The following is an 18415-nucleotide window of genomic DNA, read 5'->3' as shown; positions in this document are numbered from 1 at the left end:
GGTGCCACGGGCAAGCGACTCAGTGGTGACGTGGCTTGAGGATCGCCGGTTTTTCGTCAGGCGCGTTGCACAGCAGGTACAGCGCGGTGAGGGCTTCCGGGATCTGCACGATCATGTCGTCCATCAGGTTGGCGTCGGCGGCGATGTCGGAGAACTCTGCTTCCTCTTCGAACAGGCCTGAGCCGACCATGATCGGCAGCAGCATTTCGCTGACTTCTTCTTCGGCGGTTTCGAACCAGGCGGCTTCGCGCAGGAACACGCCTTCCATGAAGCCGATGCACCAGCCGCGCAGGTCGGAGTCATCAGGGTCGTCGCCCAGGTCCAGCTCGCACGGCAGCTCGAACTCTTCGTCGGAGGCCAGTTGGCGTGCGATGTGCGCCTTGAGGGCGACCAGGGTGGATTCGATTTCTGCGCGCTGGGCGTCGTCGCTGTAGTGAGGCTCTTCAGCGAACAGCGCGTCGATCCATTCACGGTCCGGGACGGGGTCGGAGCAGATCGACAGGGCGGTCAGGTAGCCGTGGGCGGCCACGTAGTCCAGCGCCTCGTCATGCAGCTCATCGGCGTCGAGGAAGGCTTGCAGGCGGGTTAGTTGCTCAGCGAAGGACATTGAAGGGCTACCTTGGGAATAAACGATGCTGAATTCTAGGCTTTCTTGAGCGCCCAGGCCAGCCGCACGGCATATTTGCCCGGTTTTAGCCTGGTGCGTCTATTCGTCAGTCGCGCCCTTTGGTGGATAACGCTCGGGTATACTGCCGCGTTTTGTGATGCCCCTACAGGCCCAGCGCCAATCCGGGAAAACTTCGCTTACGGATTATTTTTCGTGAACGGGGATTTTTTCGGCCAGCCTGTATAGAGGGATTTCGGCACCATTTTGGAGTTTTACATGCTCGAGCAGGCTCAACGCGTCCTCAAGGACATCTTCGGCTACGACAGTTTTCGTGGCCGCCAGGGTGCGATCATTGAGCGCGTGGCCAGTGGCGGCGATGCCCTGGTACTGATGCCTACCGGTGGCGGCAAGTCGCTGTGCTTCCAGGTGCCGGCGCTGTTGCGCAATGGCCTGGCCGTGGTGGTGTCGCCGCTGATTGCGTTGATGGACGATCAGGTCGCCACCCTTGAAGAACTCGGTGTCGCCGCCGCGTCGTTGAACTCCACCCTCAGCGCCGAGCAGCAGCGCGACCTGGCCGCACGCATCAAGCGTGGCGAGGTGAAAATGCTCTACCTGGCGCCGGAGCGCCTGGTGCAGCCACGCATGCTGGCTTTTTTGCAGAGCCTGGAAATCGCCCTGTTCGCCATTGACGAAGCCCACTGTGTGTCGCAATGGGGTCACGATTTCCGTCGCGAATACCTGCAGCTTGGCCAATTGGCCGAACTGTTTCCCGATGTGCCGCGTATCGCGCTGACCGCCACCGCCGACAAGCGGACCCGCGAAGAGATCGTAGAGCGCCTGCATTTGCAGAACGCCGAGCGCTTCCTGTCGAGTTTTGACCGGCCCAATATTTTCTACCGCATCGTGCCCAAGGAGCAGCCACGCAAGCAGTTGCTGGCGTTCCTGTCCGAGCGGCGCAGTGACGCGGGCATCGTGTACTGCCTGTCGCGCAAGAAAGTCGACGAGGTCGCGGCGTTCCTCTGTGAACAAGGCTACCCGGCACTGCCTTACCATGCCGGCCTGCCCAATGAAACGCGATCAGCGCACCAGAAACGCTTCCTGAACGAGGAAGGCCTGATCATGGTGGCAACCATCGCCTTTGGCATGGGCATCGACAAATCCAACGTGCGTTTCGTGGCGCACATGGACCTGCCCAAGTCCCTTGAGGCCTATTACCAGGAAACCGGGCGTGCCGGCCGCGATGGCCTGCCGGCGGATGCCTGGATGGTCTACGGACTGCAAGACGTGGTGATGCTCAAGCAGATGCTGCAGAACTCCGAGGGCGACGAGCGCCACAAACGCCTGGAACAGCACAAGCTCGATGCCATGCTCTCGTTGTGCGAAGAGACCCGCTGCCGCCGCCAGACCCTGCTGGCGTATTTCGACGAAGACATGCCTGAACCCTGCGGCCACTGCGATAACTGCATCGACGGCGTACAAACCTGGGACGCCACCGAGCCGGCGCGCCAGGCGTTGTCGACGATCTATCGCACCGGCCAGCGTTATGGTGTGGGCCATCTGGTGGACGTACTGCTGGGCAAGGACAATGAAAAAATCCGCAGCTTCGGCCACGAGAAACTCTCGGTGTACGGTGTCGGCAAAGCTCGCGCCGAAGGTGAGTGGCGTTCGCTGTTTCGCCAGATGGTTGCCCGTGGGCTGGTCGACATCGATATCGAAGGCTACGGCGGGCTGCGCCTGAATGACAGTTGCCGGCCCTTGCTCAAGGGCGAAGTGAGCCTGGAACTGCGCCGTGACCTCAAGCCGCAGACCACCGCCAAAAGCAGCAGTACTAGCCAGGCCAGCCAACTGGTGCGGGGTGAAGAACGCGAACAGTGGGAAGCCTTGCGCACCCTGCGGCGCAAACTGGCGCAGGAGCACAGCGTGCCACCCTACGTTATCTTCCCCGACTCCACCTTGCTGGAGATGCTTCGTGAGCAGCCCACCACCATGGCCGAGATGGCCCGGGTCAGCGGTGTGGGCGCGCGTAAACTGGAACGCTACGGCCAGGCCTTCCTGGAAGTGCTCGGCGGCCAGGCCGAAGCGCCGAAGGAAATCGCCGATATTCGCCACGAACTGATCAGCCTGGCCCGCGCCGGCATGACCCCGATCCAGATCGCCGGCCAGCTGCACTGCTCGGAAAAAAACGTATACACCTTGCTCGCCGAAGCCATCGGCAAGCAGCAATTATCGCTGGAGCAGGCCCTTGATTTGCCTGAAGATTTGCTCGGTGAAATCCAGGACGCTTTTCTCGATGGAGAAGGCGAATTGCCAGCTGTCACGGAGATTGCGCCGTTATTTACCGGGCGTGTTCCGGAAGGCGTTTTGTACTGCGTGCGTGGTGCTTTGCAGTCGGAATTCGAAATTTAGTGTGCCAATTACGACAATGTAACGAATCAGTACATAGCGGGCCTTGCCTACTGACAGGGCTCATGCTTAGCTGACTAATAATTAGCCATACTTTATTTTCAGTCTTAAACATGAGTTTTTTATGCCGTTAACCGATCAACACCGTTTTGGCATGCAGTTGGCGCAAATGTCCCGAGGTTGGCGCGCCGAACTGGATCGCCGGCTGGCGGGGCTGGGCTTGTCCCAGGCGCGCTGGCTGGTGCTGCTGCACCTGGCCCGTTTTGTCGAAGCACCCACCCAGCGTGAATTGGCCCAAAGTGTCGGCGTGGAAGGGCCCACACTGGCCCGTCTGCTCGATAGCCTGGAAGGCCAGGGCCTGGTGCAACGCCAAGCCGTGGTGGAAGACCGCCGCGCCAAACGTATCCTGCTGTGCGATACCGCCCAACCGCTGATCGACCAGATCGAAACCATCGCCACGGCGTTGCGCCATGAGTTGTTCGTGGGCGTGAATGAGGAAGACCTGCGGGTGTGCATGCGGGTGCATGAGCACATCCTGGCGAACCTGGAAAAGTCCTGATCTAAATAATGTGGGAGCTGGCTTGCCTGCGATGACGGACATTCAGTCAAGGGATTAGCTGGCTGACGCACCGCTATCGCAGGCAAGCCAGCTCCCACATTGGGTTTAGTGTTCGGCTTCTTAGAACGTCTGGCCCAGGTTCAAGTACACCGCCTTCTGATTATCATCATTGAACCCATAGCTGAAACTCAGCGGCCCCAAGGGTGTATCAAACCCCAGGAAAATACTCGCGGCGTTGATATAGCCGCTGTCGAACTCGTTATCGTTGTTCCACGCCCGACCCCGTTCCAGGGATGCACCCAGGTACAACGGGAAGTCCAGTGGCAGGTAAGAGCGGGGGGTGAGCCTGCGGTAGTACACCGCGCGCATCAGGCTGATGTTCTGCCCCGAAATCGCATCCTGGCGGAAGCCTGATAATTGCCGTGCGCCTCCTAGCAGGAAGCTGGAAATCACCACATCCGAATCGTCCAGGGTGCGCCCATAGCGGCCGCCCAGTATCAGGGTGTCCGGGCCGTGGCTCATGGCCTTGTCCAGCTTGAATTCCCACTGGCGGTAGCGCTGGTCCGAGCCCAGGCCGGGTTCGAACTCGCGAAAGGCCAGGCCGATGTCTTCGCCGCTGTGGGGGAAGTACACGTTGTCCAGGGAATCGAAGGAGTATTTGAGCTCATAGAAGCCTTCGCTGAAGCTCACGCTTGGCAGGTCGCGGTCGCCAATGCGCACGTCCGCCTTGCCCCAGGCTTCGCCCACGCCAAAGCGGATCTCGCCGCTGTTGCCGATCTGCCGGCCCACGTTCAAACCGAAGCCATAGCGTTCCAGGCGGTATTCGGAGATGGGGTCGTTGTCCAGGATCAGCTCGACGTTCTGTGCCTCGGCCCTGATGTAGGGGGCCACAAAGTAGCGTGAGCCGGTGTCCATGGGTTGGTAGAACTCACTGTAGAGCTCCTGCCGATCACCGATCTGCACCCGTGTGAGCCATTCCGCGCCGAGGCGGTTGATGCCGTTCACGCGGTAACTGGCGCCGAGGTTGAAGGCGCTGTCGCCGCGCATGTCGTCCGAGAGGTTCAAGCCCAGGCGCAGGTAGTCGGTGCCGCTGCGCTTGCCGCGTGCGCTGATCACCAGGGTGTTGTCCTGGCCTTTTTTTACCACGCGGTATTGCACCTGCTCGAAGTAATCCAGGCCGTACAGGGTGCCCATGTCTGATTGCAGGCGGCCCAGGTTCAACGGTTCTCCCAGCCCCTGGCGAATGTAATAGCGGATGACGTCATCACTGACCTTGGAGTCGTTCTCCACCTGGATTGCGGTGATTACCGGGGTGCGTTCGCCCGGTGTGCGGGCGGCTATCAGGTCGGCGTCGATGGGTTCGGCAGGGCGCAGGTGTGCCAGGCGTACGTCGAGGGCACGGGTGGCGCGGTAGCCGGCATCGATCATGTCCTTGGCGCGGCCAAAGTCGGTGACGCCATAAGCGGCCAGCGGCGGTTGGATCAACACGTCCTTGGGGTTCAGGGCCTTGAGTTGTTCCTCGGAGTTACGCCGGGTCATCAGGGTGATGGACTGGTTGAGCACGTCCACCACGGTGGCCAGTTGTTTGCGCGAGCGCAGCGGGGTGCCGATGTCGACCACGATAGCAATATCGACGCCCATCTCCCGCGCCACATCCAACGGGATGTTGTCGGTCATACCGCCGTCCACCAGCAGGCGGCCATCCAGCTCCACCGGGGCGAACACCGCGGGAATCGACATGCTGGCGCGTATCACCTGGGGCAGGTGGCCTTTGCTGAAGACTACTTTTTCGCCGGTGGTGATGTCGGTAGCCACGGCGCGAAAGGGGATCGGCAGCTTGTCGAAATTACGCGTGTTGCTGCTGTGGGCGAACATGCTTTCCAGCAGCAACGCCAGGTTCTGGCCCTGGATCACGCCCAGCGGCAGGCCGAGGCTGCCATCGTCGCGGAAACTGAGTTTTTGTTTGACCAGGAAATCCCGGTCGTCCTGTTTGCGCCGAAACGGTACATCTTCACGCGGTGGCGCGTCGGACAGGGCCTGCTGCCAGTCGATCCCCAGCGCCAACTTCTCCAGCTCGTCAATTTTGTAGCCCGACGCATACAACCCGCCAATCACCGCGCCCATACTGGTGCCGGCAATCGCATCGATATGAATACCTTGCTCTTCAAGCGCCTTGAGCACGCCGATATGCGCCAGGCCACGGGCAGCGCCGCCGGACAGCACCAGGCCGATTTTCGGGCGGGGGGCTTCTACCGCGTCGGCAAGTAGGGGGACAAGGCACAGGAACAGGCAAGACAGCAGGCGGCGCATCATCAATCTCGTGGCTGGGCGACAAAGGCCGCTATTATAGCCACCCGATTCGCTGAGCCTGTTACGCCAGGAGCCGCTTAATGATGTCTGCATGCAAACCCGAGATCGTGATCACCTATTGCACCCAGTGCCAGTGGTTGCTGCGCGCCGCGTGGCTGGCCCAGGAGCTACTCAGCACCTTTGCCGATGACTTGGGGCGCGTGGCACTGGAACCAGCCACCGGCGGGGCCTTTCGCATTACCTGCGATGGCGTGCAGATTTGGGAGCGCAAGGCCGATGGCGGTTTTCCCGAGGCCAAGGTGCTCAAGCAGCGAGTGCGCGACCAGATCGACCCGCAGCGCGATCTCGGGCATAACGACCGTACCGTCTGAAGTCAGGCCGGCGCCGGTTGCTTGGCCTGGCTGGCGCTGCCCATCAGGCCGGAGAGCACGATGGCGACGATGATCAAGGCGCCGCCCAGCAGCATGCGCAGGGTCGGGGTTTCGGCAAACAACAGCCAGGCCACGGTGATGCCGTAGACCGGTTCCATCGCAAACACCACCGACGCGGTGCGCGCCTTGATCACCGCAAGGCTGGCGACAAACAGGCTGTGGGCCAGGCCGGTACAAAACACCCCCAGCAGCCCGATCCACAGCCAATCTATCCCTCGCACATCCGCCAACCCCGGCGCGGCCACGGGCAGCAGGAGCGCGGCGACCACGACGTTCTGGCACAGCGCGGCCTGTACCGCAGGAATGCGCCCTGAACTGGCGCGATTGTTCAGCGACAACAACGAGAACAACAGGCCCGAGGCGATGCCCCACAGCAGCCCGCCCGTGGCCTCGCTGGCGAGATTGAAATCCGGGGTCACAAGCACCAGGCCAACGGTGACCAGCACCACCAGCAGCACTTCATTGGCGCGAATGCGCTCGCGGAAAATCAGCCCCTCAAGGATTACGGTAAAGGCCGGAAATGCGGTGAACCCCAGGGTCGCCACGGCCACACCCGCGACTTTGACAGCGATAAAGAACGTCACCCAATGGGCGGCCAGCACGACGCCGCTGACCAGCAGGCGACGCCAATCACGCATCTCCAGTTTTTTCCAGGGAGCGTTGCTGGCAAAGCGGGCGAATACCGCCAGGGCCAGCACGGCAAACGCGGCCCGGCCGAATACGATGATGGCAGGGGAGGCCGCCGCCAGCTTGCCGAATACGCCGGTGAGGCCAAACATCAGTGCGCCGATATGCAGGGCGCCAAGGGCTGAGCGGGGAGTCATTGCGATCCTTGATCCAACAGGGGGTGACAGCCTCGCAGTCTAGAGGGTTGGAGGATGGGCGTCTGTCGCGGGCTGGGTGATTTTTAGCGCAAGACTCTTGCTAGCCCGCCCGACGCAACGCCCCGGGCGAGGCGCCAAAGGCCCGTAGCATGGCCGCGCAAAATGCACTTTGCGAGGCGTAGCCGACGCGCTCGGCAATCTCGCCGATGGGCAGGGAGGTTTCGCGTAAAAGCCTGAGCGCCATATGCAAGCGACGACTGCGTAGATAGTCCATCGGCGTTTGCCCGCACTCAGCCATAAACCGTGCATGCAGGCGCGGCACGGACAAATCGGCAATCCGCGCCAGGTCGGCCACCTGGAGCGGACGCGCCGCATGGCGCTCGATATGGCTATTGAACGCGGCATAAGGCAGACGCCGGCCAGGCAGCGGTTGACCCTGAGGGTGGTTGAGGCTGGCCAGTAACAACACGGCGCCTTGCTGGACGATCAGCGGGTCGTGCACCGGGCTTTGTGCCAGCCACTGCACCAGTTGGTGTTGCCGGGCATCCAGCGCTAGGCGTGCGGGTTGGTCGAGCAAGCGGCGGCTGGCATCGGCATGTTCGCCCAAGGATTGCACCACCCAGTGCTCGGTCGGCACATCCAGCACCAGGCAGCGGCTGCCATCGCGGCTGATGCAGGCGTGGTGGGTGGAGAAGGGCAGCACCATCACGCTGCTTTCGCGCACCTGGCTGCCACGGCCATCGACTTCCAGGTCCAGGTGCCCGGAAAGGCCGAACACCAACTGCGCATGGTCATGGCTGTGGGCAATGGGCGCTTCAAGGTAGTGGCGTAGCGTGAGGGTCGGGCTCATCGCGGTCTCCAGGGCGGCAAGCCGTCAGTCTACAACGCTTGGCAGGCCGCGGGCGCTGTCATCAGACTGACGCACGCTTGTCATGGGCTATTAATCGCCAAGGCGCAAGCTCGCCAAAACAGCGTCGAGGGATGCCCATGACCCGTGCCGAGTTCACCAAGCCCAGCCGCAAGCAACGGGTGCGAACCCTGTGGATTTCCGACGTGCACCTGGGCACTCGGGATTGCCAGGCCGAACACCTGTCGCACTTTCTCAAGGGCTACCATGCCGACAAGGTCTACCTGGTCGGTGACATCATCGACGGTTGGAAACTGCGCGGTGGCATGTATTGGCCCCAGGCTCACACCAACGTGATCCGCCGCTTGCTGACCATGGCCAAACGTGGCACCGAGGTGATCTATGTCACCGGCAACCATGACGAGTTCCTGCGTCGCTATTCCAAGCTGATCCTGGGCAATATTCAGTTGGTCGATGAGGCTGTACACGTCACCGCCGATGGCCGCCATTTGCTGGTGATTCATGGCGACCAGTTTGATGTGATCACGCGCTATCACCGCTGGCTCGCCTTCCTCGGCGACTCGGCCTACGAATTCACCCTGACGCTGAACCGCTGGCTGAACCACTGGCGTGCGCGGTATGGCTACGGTTATTGGTCGCTGTCGGCGTACCTGAAACACAAGGTCAAGACGGCAGTGAGTTTTATCAGCGATTTCGAAGAGGCGATTGCCCACGAGGTGACCAAGCGTGAATTGCACGGGGTGGTGTGCGGGCATATTCACCATGCCGAGATTCGCAAGGTGGGCGAGGTGGATTACCTCAACTGCGGGGATTGGGTGGAGTCGTGCACGGCCTTGATCGAGCACTGGGATGGGCATATCGAGTTGTATCGGTTGGCGGATGCGCAGGCCAAAGAGGCACTGCTAAAGGCCGAAATGGTCGCTGGCTGAAGCCCTGCGTGCTTATAAAAGTGGGCGCTGGCTAGGTATCGCACACGGATTCAGCGTCCGGCATCAATCCCCTGTGGGAGCGGGCTTGCCCGCGATGGCGGTGGGCCAGGCAATTAATCTGCAACTGAACCACCCCCATCGCAGGCAAGCCAGCTCCCACACGTAATCCTGTTGCTTCAGTTGGAAACGTCGGCGATGGCTTGAGCCAGCAACGTCAAGCGCGTTGCATCAACACCGGCCACGTTAGCCCGCCCCGAACTGACCATATACACACTGTGCTTTTCGCGCAGTTGCTTGACCTGCTCGGCACTCAAGCCGGTATAGGAAAACATCCCACGCTGCGTGCCGATATGTGCGAATTTCTCGGCCAGGCCATGGGGCGCAAGCGCTTCCACCAATCCTTCGCGCAGATGGGCGATCCGCGAACGCATGGCCTCGACTTCCTCGCTCCACTGCTTTTTCAGCTGTGCATCACCGAGGATGGTCGCCACCACGGCGGCGCCATGATCCGGCGGTGTCGACCACAGGTTGCGAGCGATATTCGCCAGTTGGCTGCGTACATCGGTGAGCTTTTTGGCATCCGCCGCACAGACGATCAATGCACCCACGCGGTCGCGATACAGGCCGAAGTTCTTCGAGCAGGAGCTGGTGATCAGCACTTCCGGCAGCTCGGCGGCAAACAGGCGCACCGCCCAGGCATCCTGTTCCAGGCCATCGCCAAAGCCCTGGTAGGCGAAGTCGATCAGCGGCAGCAACTGGCGTTCACGCACGATCTGCAAGACCTGGCGCCAGTCATCCTGGGACAGGTCAAAGCCGGTCGGGTTATGGCAGCACGCGTGCAGCAATACCACGTCGCCCTTGGGCACGCTGGACAGGGTTGCCAGCATCGCCGTCACATCCAGGCGGTTGTCGCTGCCCACGTAAGGGTAATGACTGACCTTGAGCCCGGCTTTGGCAAAAATGGTTTCGTGGATCGGCCAGGTCGGGTTGCTCAGCCACACGCCACGGCCCGGCAGGCTGTGAGCGATAAAGTCGGCACTCAAGCGCAGGGCGCCGGTGCCGCCTGGGGTTTGCGTGGCGCCAGCGCGGCGGTCACGCAGCAAGGCCGAGTCGGCGCCGAGCACCAGTTGGCTGATCAGGCTGCCGAAGGCTGCATCGCCATGCCCACCGATATAGGTCTTGGTCACTTGGGTGTCGACCAGGCGCTGTTCCGCCAGCTTCACCGAGTGGGGAATCGGCGTCAGGCCTTGCTCGTCCTTATAGACACCTACGCCCAGGTCGAACTTGTTCGGGTTGGCGTCCTGGGTATACAGGTCCATCAACCCGAGGATCGGGTCGCCGGGCACGCGGTCGATGGCATCGAAATGCATTACTTGCGACCCTCGGCAGTCTTGGCCACTTCGTCGGTGCGCGCGGCCATGATGAAGTCGTTGCGGTGCAGGCCCTTGATGGAGTGGCTCCACCAGGTCACGGTGACTTTGCCCCACTCGGTGAGCAGGCCAGGGTGATGGCCTTCGGCTTCGGAAATTTCACCCATGGCGTTGGTGAAAGCCAGGGCGAATTTGAAGTTCTTGAACAGGAAAACCTTTTCCAACTGCATCACCCCATCGCGCACTTCGATGTTCCAGTCAGGGATCTGCTTGATCAGCACCGGCAGTTCTTCATCGCTGACTTGCGGGGCATCGGCGCGGCAGGCTTCGCAGTGGGCTTGGTTCAAGGTGGTCATGGAAGGTGTCCTGAATTCGAATGATTGAAGGTCAGTGGCGTTACCCTAAAGCAACGCGGGGCCAGGGAACAGACTCACCTGGCCTTAAAACGTGAGGTTCACGCGGCTTTGGGTTTGGGCGGAAATTTCGGTGCGTGCAGACCCAACTGCATGCCGCGCTCGACCATGCCCATGATGTCTTCCTGCGCCACGTCGAACAGGCGCTTGAGCTCGGGCAAGACGAAGTACAGCGGTTGCAGGATGTCGATGCGATAGGGGGTGCGCATCGCTTCCAGCGGGTCGAAGGCCTGGTGCTCGGGCTCGTCCGACAGGCAATACACACTTTCTTTAGGCGACGACAAAATGCCGCCACCGTAGATACGCCGGCCCTGAGGCGTGTCCACCAGGCCGAATTCGATGGTCATCCAGTACAGGCGCGCCAGGTACACCCGTTGCTCCTTGGTGGCCGCCAGGCCGAGCTTGCCGTAGGTGTGGGTGAATTCAGCGAACCAGGGGTTGGTCAGCAGCGGGCAGTGGCCAAAGATCTCGTGAAAAATATCCGGCTCTTGCAGGTAGTCCAGTTCTTCACGGGTGCGGATAAAGGTCGCCACCGGAAACTGCTTGCTGGCCAGCAATTCAAAGAAGGTCTGGAAGGGAATCAGCGCCGGCACGCGGGCGACTTGCCAGCCGGTGGTGTCGGCCAGCACCTTGTTGATCTCGCCCAGTTGGGGGATGCGGTCCAGGGGCAGGCCGAGCTTGTCGATGCCGTCCAGGTATTCCTGGCAGGCGCGGCCCTCAATCACCTTCAACTGACGAGTGATCAGGGTATTCCACACCGCGTGTTCTTCTGGCGGGTAGTGGATAAAACCTTGCGCATCGGGCTCGCGGGCCACGTACTGCGTCTGCTTCATACGGCTCTCCTGCTAGGCATTCGTTCTTGTTATGTCCTGGGATGCCTCTATTGATAACCGGATAGGCGCAGGATTCCATCAGCCTTTAGCGAATGCATGTAGGAAAAATTACCGATATTCGTAAAGAATTCGTTACGATAGGCTCGTTTCTCGCAGCTATGGGCTGGGAATAGCTGCCGTGCTGTCACATAATCTTGACGACTATCTGCGCCTGGCAACAAAAAGACGCGGCGCCTACTCCTTTTTCGAGTTTTTCCATGCGTATCAAAGTGCACTGCCAGAACCGCATCGGCATCCTGCGGGACATCCTCAACCTGCTGGTGGAGTACGGCGTCAACGTCGCCAAGGGCGAAGTCGGCGGTGAGCATGGCAATGCCATCTACCTGTTCTGCCCCAACCTGGTGAACATGCAATTCCAAGCGTTGCGCCCGCAGTTCGAGGCGATTGCCGGGGTGTTCGGGGTCAAGCGGGTAGGGCTGATGCCCAGCGAGCGGCGGCATATGGAACTCAATGCGTTGCTCGGTGCCCTGGAGTTCCCGGTGCTGTCCATTGATATGGGCGGCTCCATTGTGGCCGCCAACCGGGCGGCGGCGCAGTTGCTTGGCGTGCGGGTAGATGAAGTGCCGGGGATTCCCCTGTCGCGTTATGCCGAGGATTTTGACTTGCCGGAACTGGTGCGCGCCAGCAAGTCGCGAATCAATGGCCTGCGGGTCAAGGTCAAGGGCGACGTATTTCTGGCGGATATCGCGCCGCTGCAATCCTCCGAGCACGACGACAGCGAAGCCATGGCCGGCGCCGTGCTCACCCTGCACCGTGCCGACCGTGTCGGTGAGCGTATCTATAACGTGCGCAAGCAAGAGCTGCGCGGTTTCGACAGCATCTTCCAAAGCTCCAAGGTCATGGCCGCGGTGGTGCGTGAAGCGCGGCGCATGGCGCCGCTGGATGCGCCGCTATTAATAGAAGGCGAAACCGGCACCGGCAAGGAGCTGTTGGCCCGGGCCTGCCACTTGGCCAGCCCGCGGGGGCAGTCGCCGTTGATGGCGCTCAACTGCGCGGGGTTGCCCGAGTCGATGGCCGAGACTGAACTGTTTGGCTATGGCCCCGGCGCATTTGAAGGGGCGCGGGCGGAAGGTAAATTGGGCCTGCTTGAGCTGACGGCGGGCGGTACCTTGTTTCTGGATGGCGTGGGAGAAATGAGCGCGCGCTTGCAGGTCAAGCTGCTGCGCTTTTTGCAGGATGGTTGTTTTCGCCGGGTGGGCAGTGATGAAGAGGTGTACCTGGACGTGCGGGTGATCTGCGCGACCCAGATGGACTTGTCGGAACTCTGCGCCCGGGGGGAGTTTCGTCAGGATCTTTATCACCGGCTGAATGTGCTGTCGTTGCATATCCCGCCGTTGCGCGAATGCCTGGATGGCCTCGCGCCGTTGGTCGAGCACTTTCTCGACCAGGCCAGTCGGCAGATCGGTTGCCCACTGCCCAGGCTGGCCCCTGCGGCCATGGACAAACTCAGCCACTACCACTGGCCAGGCAACGTGCGGCAACTGGAAAACGTGCTGTTCCAGGCGGTGTCGTTGTGCGAAGGCGGCACGGTCAAGGTTGAGCATATTCGCTTGCCCGATTACGGCGTGCGTCAGCCGCTGGGTGATTTTTCCCTGGAGGGGAGCCTGGAGGATATCGTCGGGCGCTTTGAGAAGGCGGTGTTGGAAAGCCTGTACGCCGAACACCCGAGCAGCCGCCAGTTAGGCAAGCGCCTGGGAGTTTCCCACACCACCATTGCCAACAAGCTGCGTGATTACGAAGTGCTCAAGGCCGATAAATAGTTCGCTGATTCAACGCGGCCAAAAATGTGGGAGCGGGCTTGCTCGCGAATGCGGTGGCTCAGTCACTGATATGTTGAATGACCTGCCGTATTCGCGAGCAAGCCCGCTCCCACATTTGGGCTCTGTCGTTTTCCAGGCCGGTGTTTGCCGCAGGCGGCAGTAGTCCGCCGTTTTTTCGACTGTTTCGTCCCGCGCTATTTCAGCTACCTCTACGAAACCCCCGCCGCGCTTGGACTTTGGTCTCTTTTGAAAAGTTGGTTCGCAAATTGCTTAAGCCTCCTCAGTACAGCGGTGGGCGGCAAGCGTCCGTCAGAAAGAGGATAGAGCGTGGACAAGTACCTTTATGTGGCAATGACCGGCGCCAGCCAGAATGCACTGGCGCAGAAGGCCCATGCCAACAATCTGGCGAACATTTCCACCAACGGTTTCCAGCGCGACCTGGAACAGGCGCGTTCGATGCCGGTGTTCGGTGACAGCTTTCCGGCGCGGGCGTTTGCCATGACCGAACGTCCGGCTACCGACTTTTCACCGGGCGCGATGATCGAAACCGGCCGCGACCTCGACGTGGCCGTCAGCGGCGACGGCTGGATGGCGGTGCAAACCCCCGATGGCGGCGAAGCCTACGTGCGCAGCGCCAGCATGAACGTGGATGCCTTGGGCGTGCTGCGGGCCGGCAACGGTATGCCGATCATGGGCAACGGTGGCCCGATTGCCGTGCCGCCCCAGCAGAAAATCGAAGTGGGTTCGGACGGCACCATCAGCATCCGTGCCATGGGCGAAGGTCCGCGGGTGATGGCGGAAGTGGACCGTATCAAGATGGTCCAGCCTGACCTCAAGAACATGACCAAGGGCCTGGACGGCACCATCCACACCAAGGATGGCCAACCGGCCCAGGCCGACGCGAATGTGCGGCTGACCTCGGGTTTCCTGCAGGCGAGCAACGTCAATGCCGTGGAAGAAATGACCGCGGTGCTGGCGCTGGCCAAGCAGTTCGAGCTGCATATCAAGATGATGAACAGCGCTAAAGAAGACGACCAGGCCATGACGCGCGTCATGCAGATGAGCTGATCCAAGCCCATTAACTAATTTGCAACGCAGCGCCAACCATCCGGCGCACGAAGGAGAACAGCATGCTTCCGGCTCTATGGGTTGCCAAGACAGGCCTGTCCGCCCAGGACACCAACCTGACGACCATTTCCAACAACCTGGCAAACGTGTCGACCACGGGCTTCAAACGTGACCGCGCCGAGTTCCAGGACTTGCTCTATCAGATCAAGAAGCAACCGGGCGCCCAGTCGACCCAGGACAGCGAACTGCCGTCGGGCCTGCAACTGGGTACCGGTGTGCAGATCGTCGGCACCCAGAAAAACTTCAGCGCCGGTAACCTGCAGCAAACCGGCCAGCCTCTGGACATGGCGATCAACGGCCGCGGCTTTTTCCAGGTACTGCAGCCGGATGGCACCACCTCTTACACCCGTGACGGCACCTTCCACCTGGACTCCAACGGCCAGATCGTGACCGCCAACGGTTTCGCCCTGGAGCCTGCTGTCGTGGTGCCGCCCGACGCCAAGACCTTCACCGTCGGCAACGACGGCACCGTGTCCATCACCGTTGCTGGCAACCCGGCCTCCCAAGTGATCGGCAACCTGCAAACCGCCGACTTCATCAACCCGGCCGGCCTGCAGGCGATGGGCAACAACCTGTTCCTGGAAACCGCCTCCAGTGGCGCGCCGCAAATCGGCACCCCTGGCTTGAACGGCTTCGGCACCACGCTGCAAAGCACCCTGGAAACCTCCAACGTCAGCACCGTTGAGGAGATGGTCAACATGATCACCACCCAGCGCGCCTACGAGATGAACTCCAAGGTGATTTCCACCGCCGACCAGATGCTTTCGTTCGTTACGCAAAATCTGTAATCAGTCTATGGGGCGCCCTTGAGGGTGCCTGCAACACCGTGAGGTTAGGGTCATGAATCGCTATGTTTGTGTGTTGGCATTGAGTGGGATCGCCGTGCTTGCGGGCTGTGTCGCCCCCACGCCAAAGCCCAATGACCCGTACTACGCGCCGGTGTTGCCACGCACACCGCTGCCGGCGGCGGCCAACAATGGCTCGATCTACCAGGCTGGTTTCGAGCAGAACCTGTACAGCGACCGCAAGGCGTTCCGGGTCGGTGACATCATCACCATTACCCTGAATGAGAAGACCCAGGCCAGCAAGAACGCCAACTCGCAGATCGGCAAGAACAGCAAGACCAGCATCGGCCTGACCTCGCTGTTCGGCGGCGGCCTGAACACCAACAACCCGCTGGGCAGTGGTGACCTGAGCCTGGACGCCGGCTACAGCGGCGACCGTGCCACCAACGGCAAGAGCGCGGCAGGGCAGGGCAACAGCCTGACCGGTTCGATCACCGTGACCGTCGCCGACGTATTGCCCAACGGCATCATTGCCGTGCGTGGTGAGAAGTGGATGACCCTCAACACCGGCGACGAGTTGGTGCGCATCGCCGGCATGGTCCGCGCCGATGACATCTCCACCGACAACACCGTGCCGTCGACGCGCATTGCCGATGCACGCATTACCTACTCGGGCACCGGTTCGTTTGCCGATGCGAGCCAGCCGGGCTGGTTCGACCGCTTCTTCCTCAGCCCGCTGTTCCCTTTCTAGGTGGCCATTTTGAAGTTCAAACAGCTGATGGCGATGACGCTTTTGCTGGCCTTGAGCGCTGTGGCCCATGCCGAGCGCCTGAAGGACATCGCCAGTATTTCCGGCGTGCGCTCCAACCAGTTGATCGGCTATGGCCTGGTCGTGGGGCTCAACGGCACGGGTGACCAGACCACCCAGACGCCGTTCACCCTGCAAACCTTCAACAACATGCTCTCGCAGTTCGGCATCAAAGTGCCGCCAGGCTCGGGCAACGTGCAGTTGAAGAACGTCGCAGCGGTGTCGATCAGCGCCGATCTGCCCGCGTTTGCCAAGCCGGGGCAGGTGGTGGACATCACCGTGTCGTCCATGGGTAACTCCAAGAGCCTGCGCGGTGGCACCTTGCTGATGACGCCGCTCAAAGGTATCGACGGCAACGTCTACGCCATTGCCCAGGGCAACCTGGTGGTCGGCGGTTTTGACGCCGAAGGCCGCGACGGCTCGAAGATCACCGTCAACGTGCCGTCGGCCGGGCGTATCCCCGGTGGCGCCACGGTTGAACGCACCGTGCCGAGTGGTTTCAACCAGGGCAACAGCCTGACCCTGAACCTCAACCGCTCCGACTTCACCACCGCCAAGCGCGTGGTCGACAAGATCAATGACATGCTCGGCCCTGGCGTGGCCCAGGCCATCGACGGCGGCTCGGTTCGCGTCACTGCGCCTCTGGACCCAAGCCAGCGTGTGGACTACCTGTCGATCCTGGAAAACCTTGAAGTGGACCCAGGCCAGGCCGTAGCGAAAGTCATCATCAACTCGCGCACCGGCACCATCGTGATCGGCCAGAACGTCAAGGTCTCGCCAGCGGCGGTAACCCACGGCAGCCTGACGGTGACCATCACCGAAGACCCGATCGTCAGCCAGCCTGGGCCGTTGTCCGGTGGCCAGACGGCCGTGGTCCCGCGCTCGCGCGTCAATGCCCAGCAAGAAGCCAAGCCGATGTTCAAGTTCGGCCCCGGCACCACCCTGGACGAGATTGTCCGTGCGGTGAACCAGGTGGGCGCTGCGCCCGGCGACTTGATGGCGATCCTCGAAGCTTTGAAGCAGGCCGGCGCGTTGCAAGCCGACCTGATCGTGATCTGAGGCCATGGCCATGGATATGCGCAAGAGCGGTATCAGCAGCACGGCGGACTCGGGGTCTTACTCCGACCTGAACCGGCTTAACCAGCTCAAGGTCGGCGACGACAAAAACAGTGAAGGCAACCTGCGCAAAGTGGCGCAGGAATTCGAGTCGCTGTTTTTGAACGAGATGCTCAAGTCCATGCGTTCGGCCACCGAGGCCCTGGGCAAGGACAACCCGCTGAACACCCCGGCCGCCAAGCAATACCAGGAAATGTACGACCAGCAATTGGCGGTGTCGATGTCCCGCGAAGGCGGTGGTATCGGCCTGGCCGATGTGCTGATGCGCCAGATGCAGAAGAACAAGCCGGTGGAGGCCCAGGCCGCGACCTTGCAAGGCCCGGCGGCGGATGCGTCGGCGAAGAAAGTCGATGTGCCGACCGAGATTGCCGCCGGTACCCAGGCCGAAGGCCCGTTGGGCCGCTCCAATGGCCAGCGGCCTTTGTGGGCGTATCGCGTGGCCGTGCCTGAGGGCGCCAGCACCCATGCCAACGACATGGAACTGATGAACCAGCGCCGTATCGCCTTGCCCAGCAGGCTGGCCGACCGCCTGCTGGCCGGCATCGTGCCGAACGCTCCGGTCGAAGCCAAAGCCGCGCCCCTGCGTAACAGCGCTGCCGACGACACGGTCATCAACAGCAGCGCGCGTAGCTTTGCCGTGCCGAGCGGGCGCATGCAGGTGTATGGCCGCGCCATTGCCCAGCCACCGCTGGCGCCGGCCAAGAAAGCCTTCAGCTCCCAGGATGAATTCGTCGCCACTATGCTGCCGATGGCCAAGGCCGCCGCCGCACGTATCGGTATCGACCCCAAATATCTCGTGGCCCAGGCCGCGCTGGAAACCGGCTGGGGCAAATCGGTGATGCGCGCCGAGGACGGCAGTAGCAGCCACAACCTGTTCGGCATCAAGGCTGGCCAGAGCTGGCAGGGCGGTCAGGCCCGGGCGATCACCAGCGAGTTTCGCGATGGTGCGATGGTCAAGGAAACGGCGCAGTTCCGTTCCTACAGCTCGTATCAGGACAGCTTCCACGACCTCGTGACTTTGCTGCAAAGCCATGATCGCTATAAAGAAGTTGTGAAATCAGCCGACAACCCGGAACAGTTTGTACGCGAGTTGCAAAAAGCCGGTTATGCAACCGACCCGGATTACGCCAGCAAGATTTCGCAGATCGCAAAAAACATGAACAGTTACCAGAACTACGCTGCCGCTGGCGCAACCACACATTTATAAGGTC

At 61.4% G+C, this 18415-nt stretch carries 17 protein-coding genes; 10 read left to right on the top strand and 7 right to left on the bottom strand.

Annotated features, from left to right (window positions below; translation table 11 throughout):
- Positions 1–19 precede the first annotated feature (19 nt).
- Entirely contained in the window at positions 20–607 is a 588-nt protein-coding gene (locus BMH52_RS05960) for a YecA family protein (RefSeq protein ID WP_003193011.1), read from the bottom strand.
- A 276-nt stretch (positions 608–883) separates the two neighbouring features.
- On the opposite strand from BMH52_RS05960, the gene recQ reads away from it, so the two are divergent.
- Positions 884–3013, top strand: a complete 2130-nt coding sequence (gene recQ / locus BMH52_RS05955) for a DNA helicase RecQ (protein ID WP_073843159.1) — start codon at positions 884–886, stop codon at positions 3011–3013.
- 121 nt (positions 3014–3134) lie between these two features.
- On the top strand, positions 3135–3569 hold the full coding sequence (locus BMH52_RS05950; RefSeq protein WP_003193007.1) for a MarR family transcriptional regulator: 435 nt from the start codon (positions 3135–3137) through the stop codon (positions 3567–3569).
- Positions 3570–3689: 120 nt separating this feature from the next.
- Here the strand turns inward: BMH52_RS05950 and BMH52_RS05945 are convergent, their stop codons facing one another.
- Positions 3690–5879, bottom strand: a complete 2190-nt coding sequence (locus BMH52_RS05945; protein ID WP_073843157.1) for a patatin-like phospholipase family protein — start codon at positions 5877–5879, stop codon at positions 3690–3692.
- Positions 5880–5962: 83 nt separating this feature from the next.
- Between BMH52_RS05945 and BMH52_RS05940 the strand changes: the two genes are divergently transcribed.
- Complete coding sequence (locus BMH52_RS05940; protein ID WP_014719371.1) at positions 5963–6250, top strand: SelT/SelW/SelH family protein; 288 nt, start codon at positions 5963–5965, stop codon at positions 6248–6250.
- A 2-nt stretch (positions 6251–6252) separates the two neighbouring features.
- Here the strand turns inward: BMH52_RS05940 and BMH52_RS05935 are convergent, their stop codons facing one another.
- Entirely contained in the window at positions 6253–7134 is an 882-nt protein-coding gene (locus BMH52_RS05935) for a DMT family transporter (RefSeq protein WP_019818408.1), read from the bottom strand.
- Positions 7135–7234: 100 nt separating this feature from the next.
- Positions 7235–7984, bottom strand: coding sequence for an AraC family transcriptional regulator (locus tag BMH52_RS05930; RefSeq protein WP_014719369.1), 750 nt, complete (start codon positions 7982–7984; stop codon positions 7235–7237).
- A 137-nt stretch (positions 7985–8121) separates the two neighbouring features.
- On the opposite strand from BMH52_RS05930, the gene BMH52_RS05925 reads away from it, so the two are divergent.
- Positions 8122–8931 carry a UDP-2,3-diacylglucosamine diphosphatase gene (locus BMH52_RS05925; protein WP_014719368.1) on the top strand — a complete coding sequence of 270 codons (810 nt, stop codon included), beginning with the start codon at positions 8122–8124 and terminating at the stop codon, positions 8929–8931.
- Positions 8932–9107: 176 nt separating this feature from the next.
- Here BMH52_RS05925 and BMH52_RS05920 read toward each other — a convergent pair whose 3' ends face one another.
- From BMH52_RS05920 to phhA, 3 genes are all read right to left on the bottom strand, one after another.
- Entirely contained in the window at positions 9108–10301 is a 1194-nt protein-coding gene (locus BMH52_RS05920) for an amino acid aminotransferase (protein ID WP_073843155.1), read from the bottom strand.
- Positions 10301–10657 carry a 4a-hydroxytetrahydrobiopterin dehydratase gene (locus tag BMH52_RS05915; protein ID WP_003192995.1) on the bottom strand — a complete coding sequence of 119 codons (357 nt, stop codon included), beginning with the start codon at positions 10655–10657 and terminating at the stop codon, positions 10301–10303. Before BMH52_RS05915 ends, BMH52_RS05920 begins: the two co-directional genes overlap by 1 nt.
- Positions 10658–10755: 98 nt before the next feature.
- Positions 10756–11547 (bottom strand): phenylalanine 4-monooxygenase, encoded by a 792-nt coding sequence (gene phhA / locus BMH52_RS05910; protein WP_014719366.1) that lies wholly within the window; start codon positions 11545–11547, stop codon positions 10756–10758.
- Between the two features lie 257 nt (positions 11548–11804).
- Here phhA and BMH52_RS05905 point away from each other — a divergent pair, with 257 nt between their 5' ends.
- From BMH52_RS05905 to flgJ, 6 genes are all read left to right on the top strand, one after another.
- The gene (locus BMH52_RS05905; RefSeq protein WP_072433691.1) at positions 11805–13367 is read left to right on the top strand and encodes a sigma-54-dependent transcriptional regulator; all 1563 of its coding nucleotides are present in this window, start codon (positions 11805–11807) and stop codon (positions 13365–13367) included.
- Positions 13368–13694: 327 nt separating this feature from the next.
- Positions 13695–14435, top strand: a complete 741-nt coding sequence (locus tag BMH52_RS05900) for a flagellar basal body rod protein FlgF (RefSeq protein ID WP_003192988.1) — start codon at positions 13695–13697, stop codon at positions 14433–14435.
- 62 nt (positions 14436–14497) lie between these two features.
- The gene (flgG, locus tag BMH52_RS05895) at positions 14498–15283 is read left to right on the top strand and encodes a flagellar basal-body rod protein FlgG (protein WP_003192986.1); all 786 of its coding nucleotides are present in this window, start codon (positions 14498–14500) and stop codon (positions 15281–15283) included.
- A gap of 52 nt (positions 15284–15335) precedes the next feature.
- Positions 15336–16031 carry a flagellar basal body L-ring protein FlgH gene (gene flgH, locus BMH52_RS05890; protein WP_014719364.1) on the top strand — a complete coding sequence of 232 codons (696 nt, stop codon included), beginning with the start codon at positions 15336–15338 and terminating at the stop codon, positions 16029–16031.
- A 6-nt stretch (positions 16032–16037) separates the two neighbouring features.
- Positions 16038–17147 carry a flagellar basal body P-ring protein FlgI gene (locus tag BMH52_RS05885; RefSeq protein ID WP_161981170.1) on the top strand — a complete coding sequence of 370 codons (1110 nt, stop codon included), beginning with the start codon at positions 16038–16040 and terminating at the stop codon, positions 17145–17147.
- A gap of 4 nt (positions 17148–17151) precedes the next feature.
- Positions 17152–18411: a flagellar assembly peptidoglycan hydrolase FlgJ gene (gene flgJ, locus BMH52_RS05880; RefSeq protein ID WP_072433692.1), complete on the top strand. Its 1260-nt coding sequence runs from the start codon at positions 17152–17154 to the stop codon at positions 18409–18411.
- Positions 18412–18415 lie beyond the last annotated feature (4 nt).

Origin of the sequence: Pseudomonas sp. BTN1 (genome assembly GCF_001907715.1) — a bacterium.
Taxonomy (GTDB): domain Bacteria; phylum Pseudomonadota; class Gammaproteobacteria; order Pseudomonadales; family Pseudomonadaceae; genus Aquipseudomonas; species Aquipseudomonas paracarnis.
Note: the sequence above shows the minus strand (reverse complement) of the source record. Positions and strands in the feature narration are given on the sequence as shown.

Excerpts from the sequence above, each read along its gene's own strand:
- flgJ (WP_072433692.1), top strand. The coding sequence starts at position 17,152 with ATGGCCATGGATATGCGCAAGAGCGGTATCAGCAGCACGGCGGACTCG.
- BMH52_RS05930 (WP_014719369.1), bottom strand. The coding sequence starts at position 7,984 with ATGAGCCCGACCCTCACGCTACGCCACTACCTTGAAGCGCCCATTGCC.
- flgH (WP_014719364.1), top strand. The coding sequence starts at position 15,336 with ATGAATCGCTATGTTTGTGTGTTGGCATTGAGTGGGATCGCCGTGCTT.
- BMH52_RS05950 (WP_003193007.1), top strand. The coding sequence starts at position 3,135 with ATGCCGTTAACCGATCAACACCGTTTTGGCATGCAGTTGGCGCAAATG.
- flgG (WP_003192986.1), top strand. The coding sequence starts at position 14,498 with ATGCTTCCGGCTCTATGGGTTGCCAAGACAGGCCTGTCCGCCCAGGAC.
- BMH52_RS05940 (WP_014719371.1), top strand. The coding sequence starts at position 5,963 with ATGTCTGCATGCAAACCCGAGATCGTGATCACCTATTGCACCCAGTGC.
- BMH52_RS05915 (WP_003192995.1), bottom strand. The coding sequence starts at position 10,657 with ATGACCACCTTGAACCAAGCCCACTGCGAAGCCTGCCGCGCCGATGCC.
- phhA (WP_014719366.1), bottom strand. The coding sequence starts at position 11,547 with ATGAAGCAGACGCAGTACGTGGCCCGCGAGCCCGATGCGCAAGGTTTT.
- BMH52_RS05920 (WP_073843155.1), bottom strand. The coding sequence starts at position 10,301 with ATGCATTTCGATGCCATCGACCGCGTGCCCGGCGACCCGATCCTCGGG.
- BMH52_RS05960 (WP_003193011.1), bottom strand. The coding sequence starts at position 607 with ATGTCCTTCGCTGAGCAACTAACCCGCCTGCAAGCCTTCCTCGACGCC.
- BMH52_RS05945 (WP_073843157.1), bottom strand. The coding sequence starts at position 5,879 with ATGCGCCGCCTGCTGTCTTGCCTGTTCCTGTGCCTTGTCCCCCTACTT.
- BMH52_RS05905 (WP_072433691.1), top strand. The coding sequence starts at position 11,805 with ATGCGTATCAAAGTGCACTGCCAGAACCGCATCGGCATCCTGCGGGAC.
- recQ (WP_073843159.1), top strand. The coding sequence starts at position 884 with ATGCTCGAGCAGGCTCAACGCGTCCTCAAGGACATCTTCGGCTACGAC.
- BMH52_RS05925 (WP_014719368.1), top strand. The coding sequence starts at position 8,122 with ATGACCCGTGCCGAGTTCACCAAGCCCAGCCGCAAGCAACGGGTGCGA.
- BMH52_RS05935 (WP_019818408.1), bottom strand. The coding sequence starts at position 7,134 with ATGACTCCCCGCTCAGCCCTTGGCGCCCTGCATATCGGCGCACTGATG.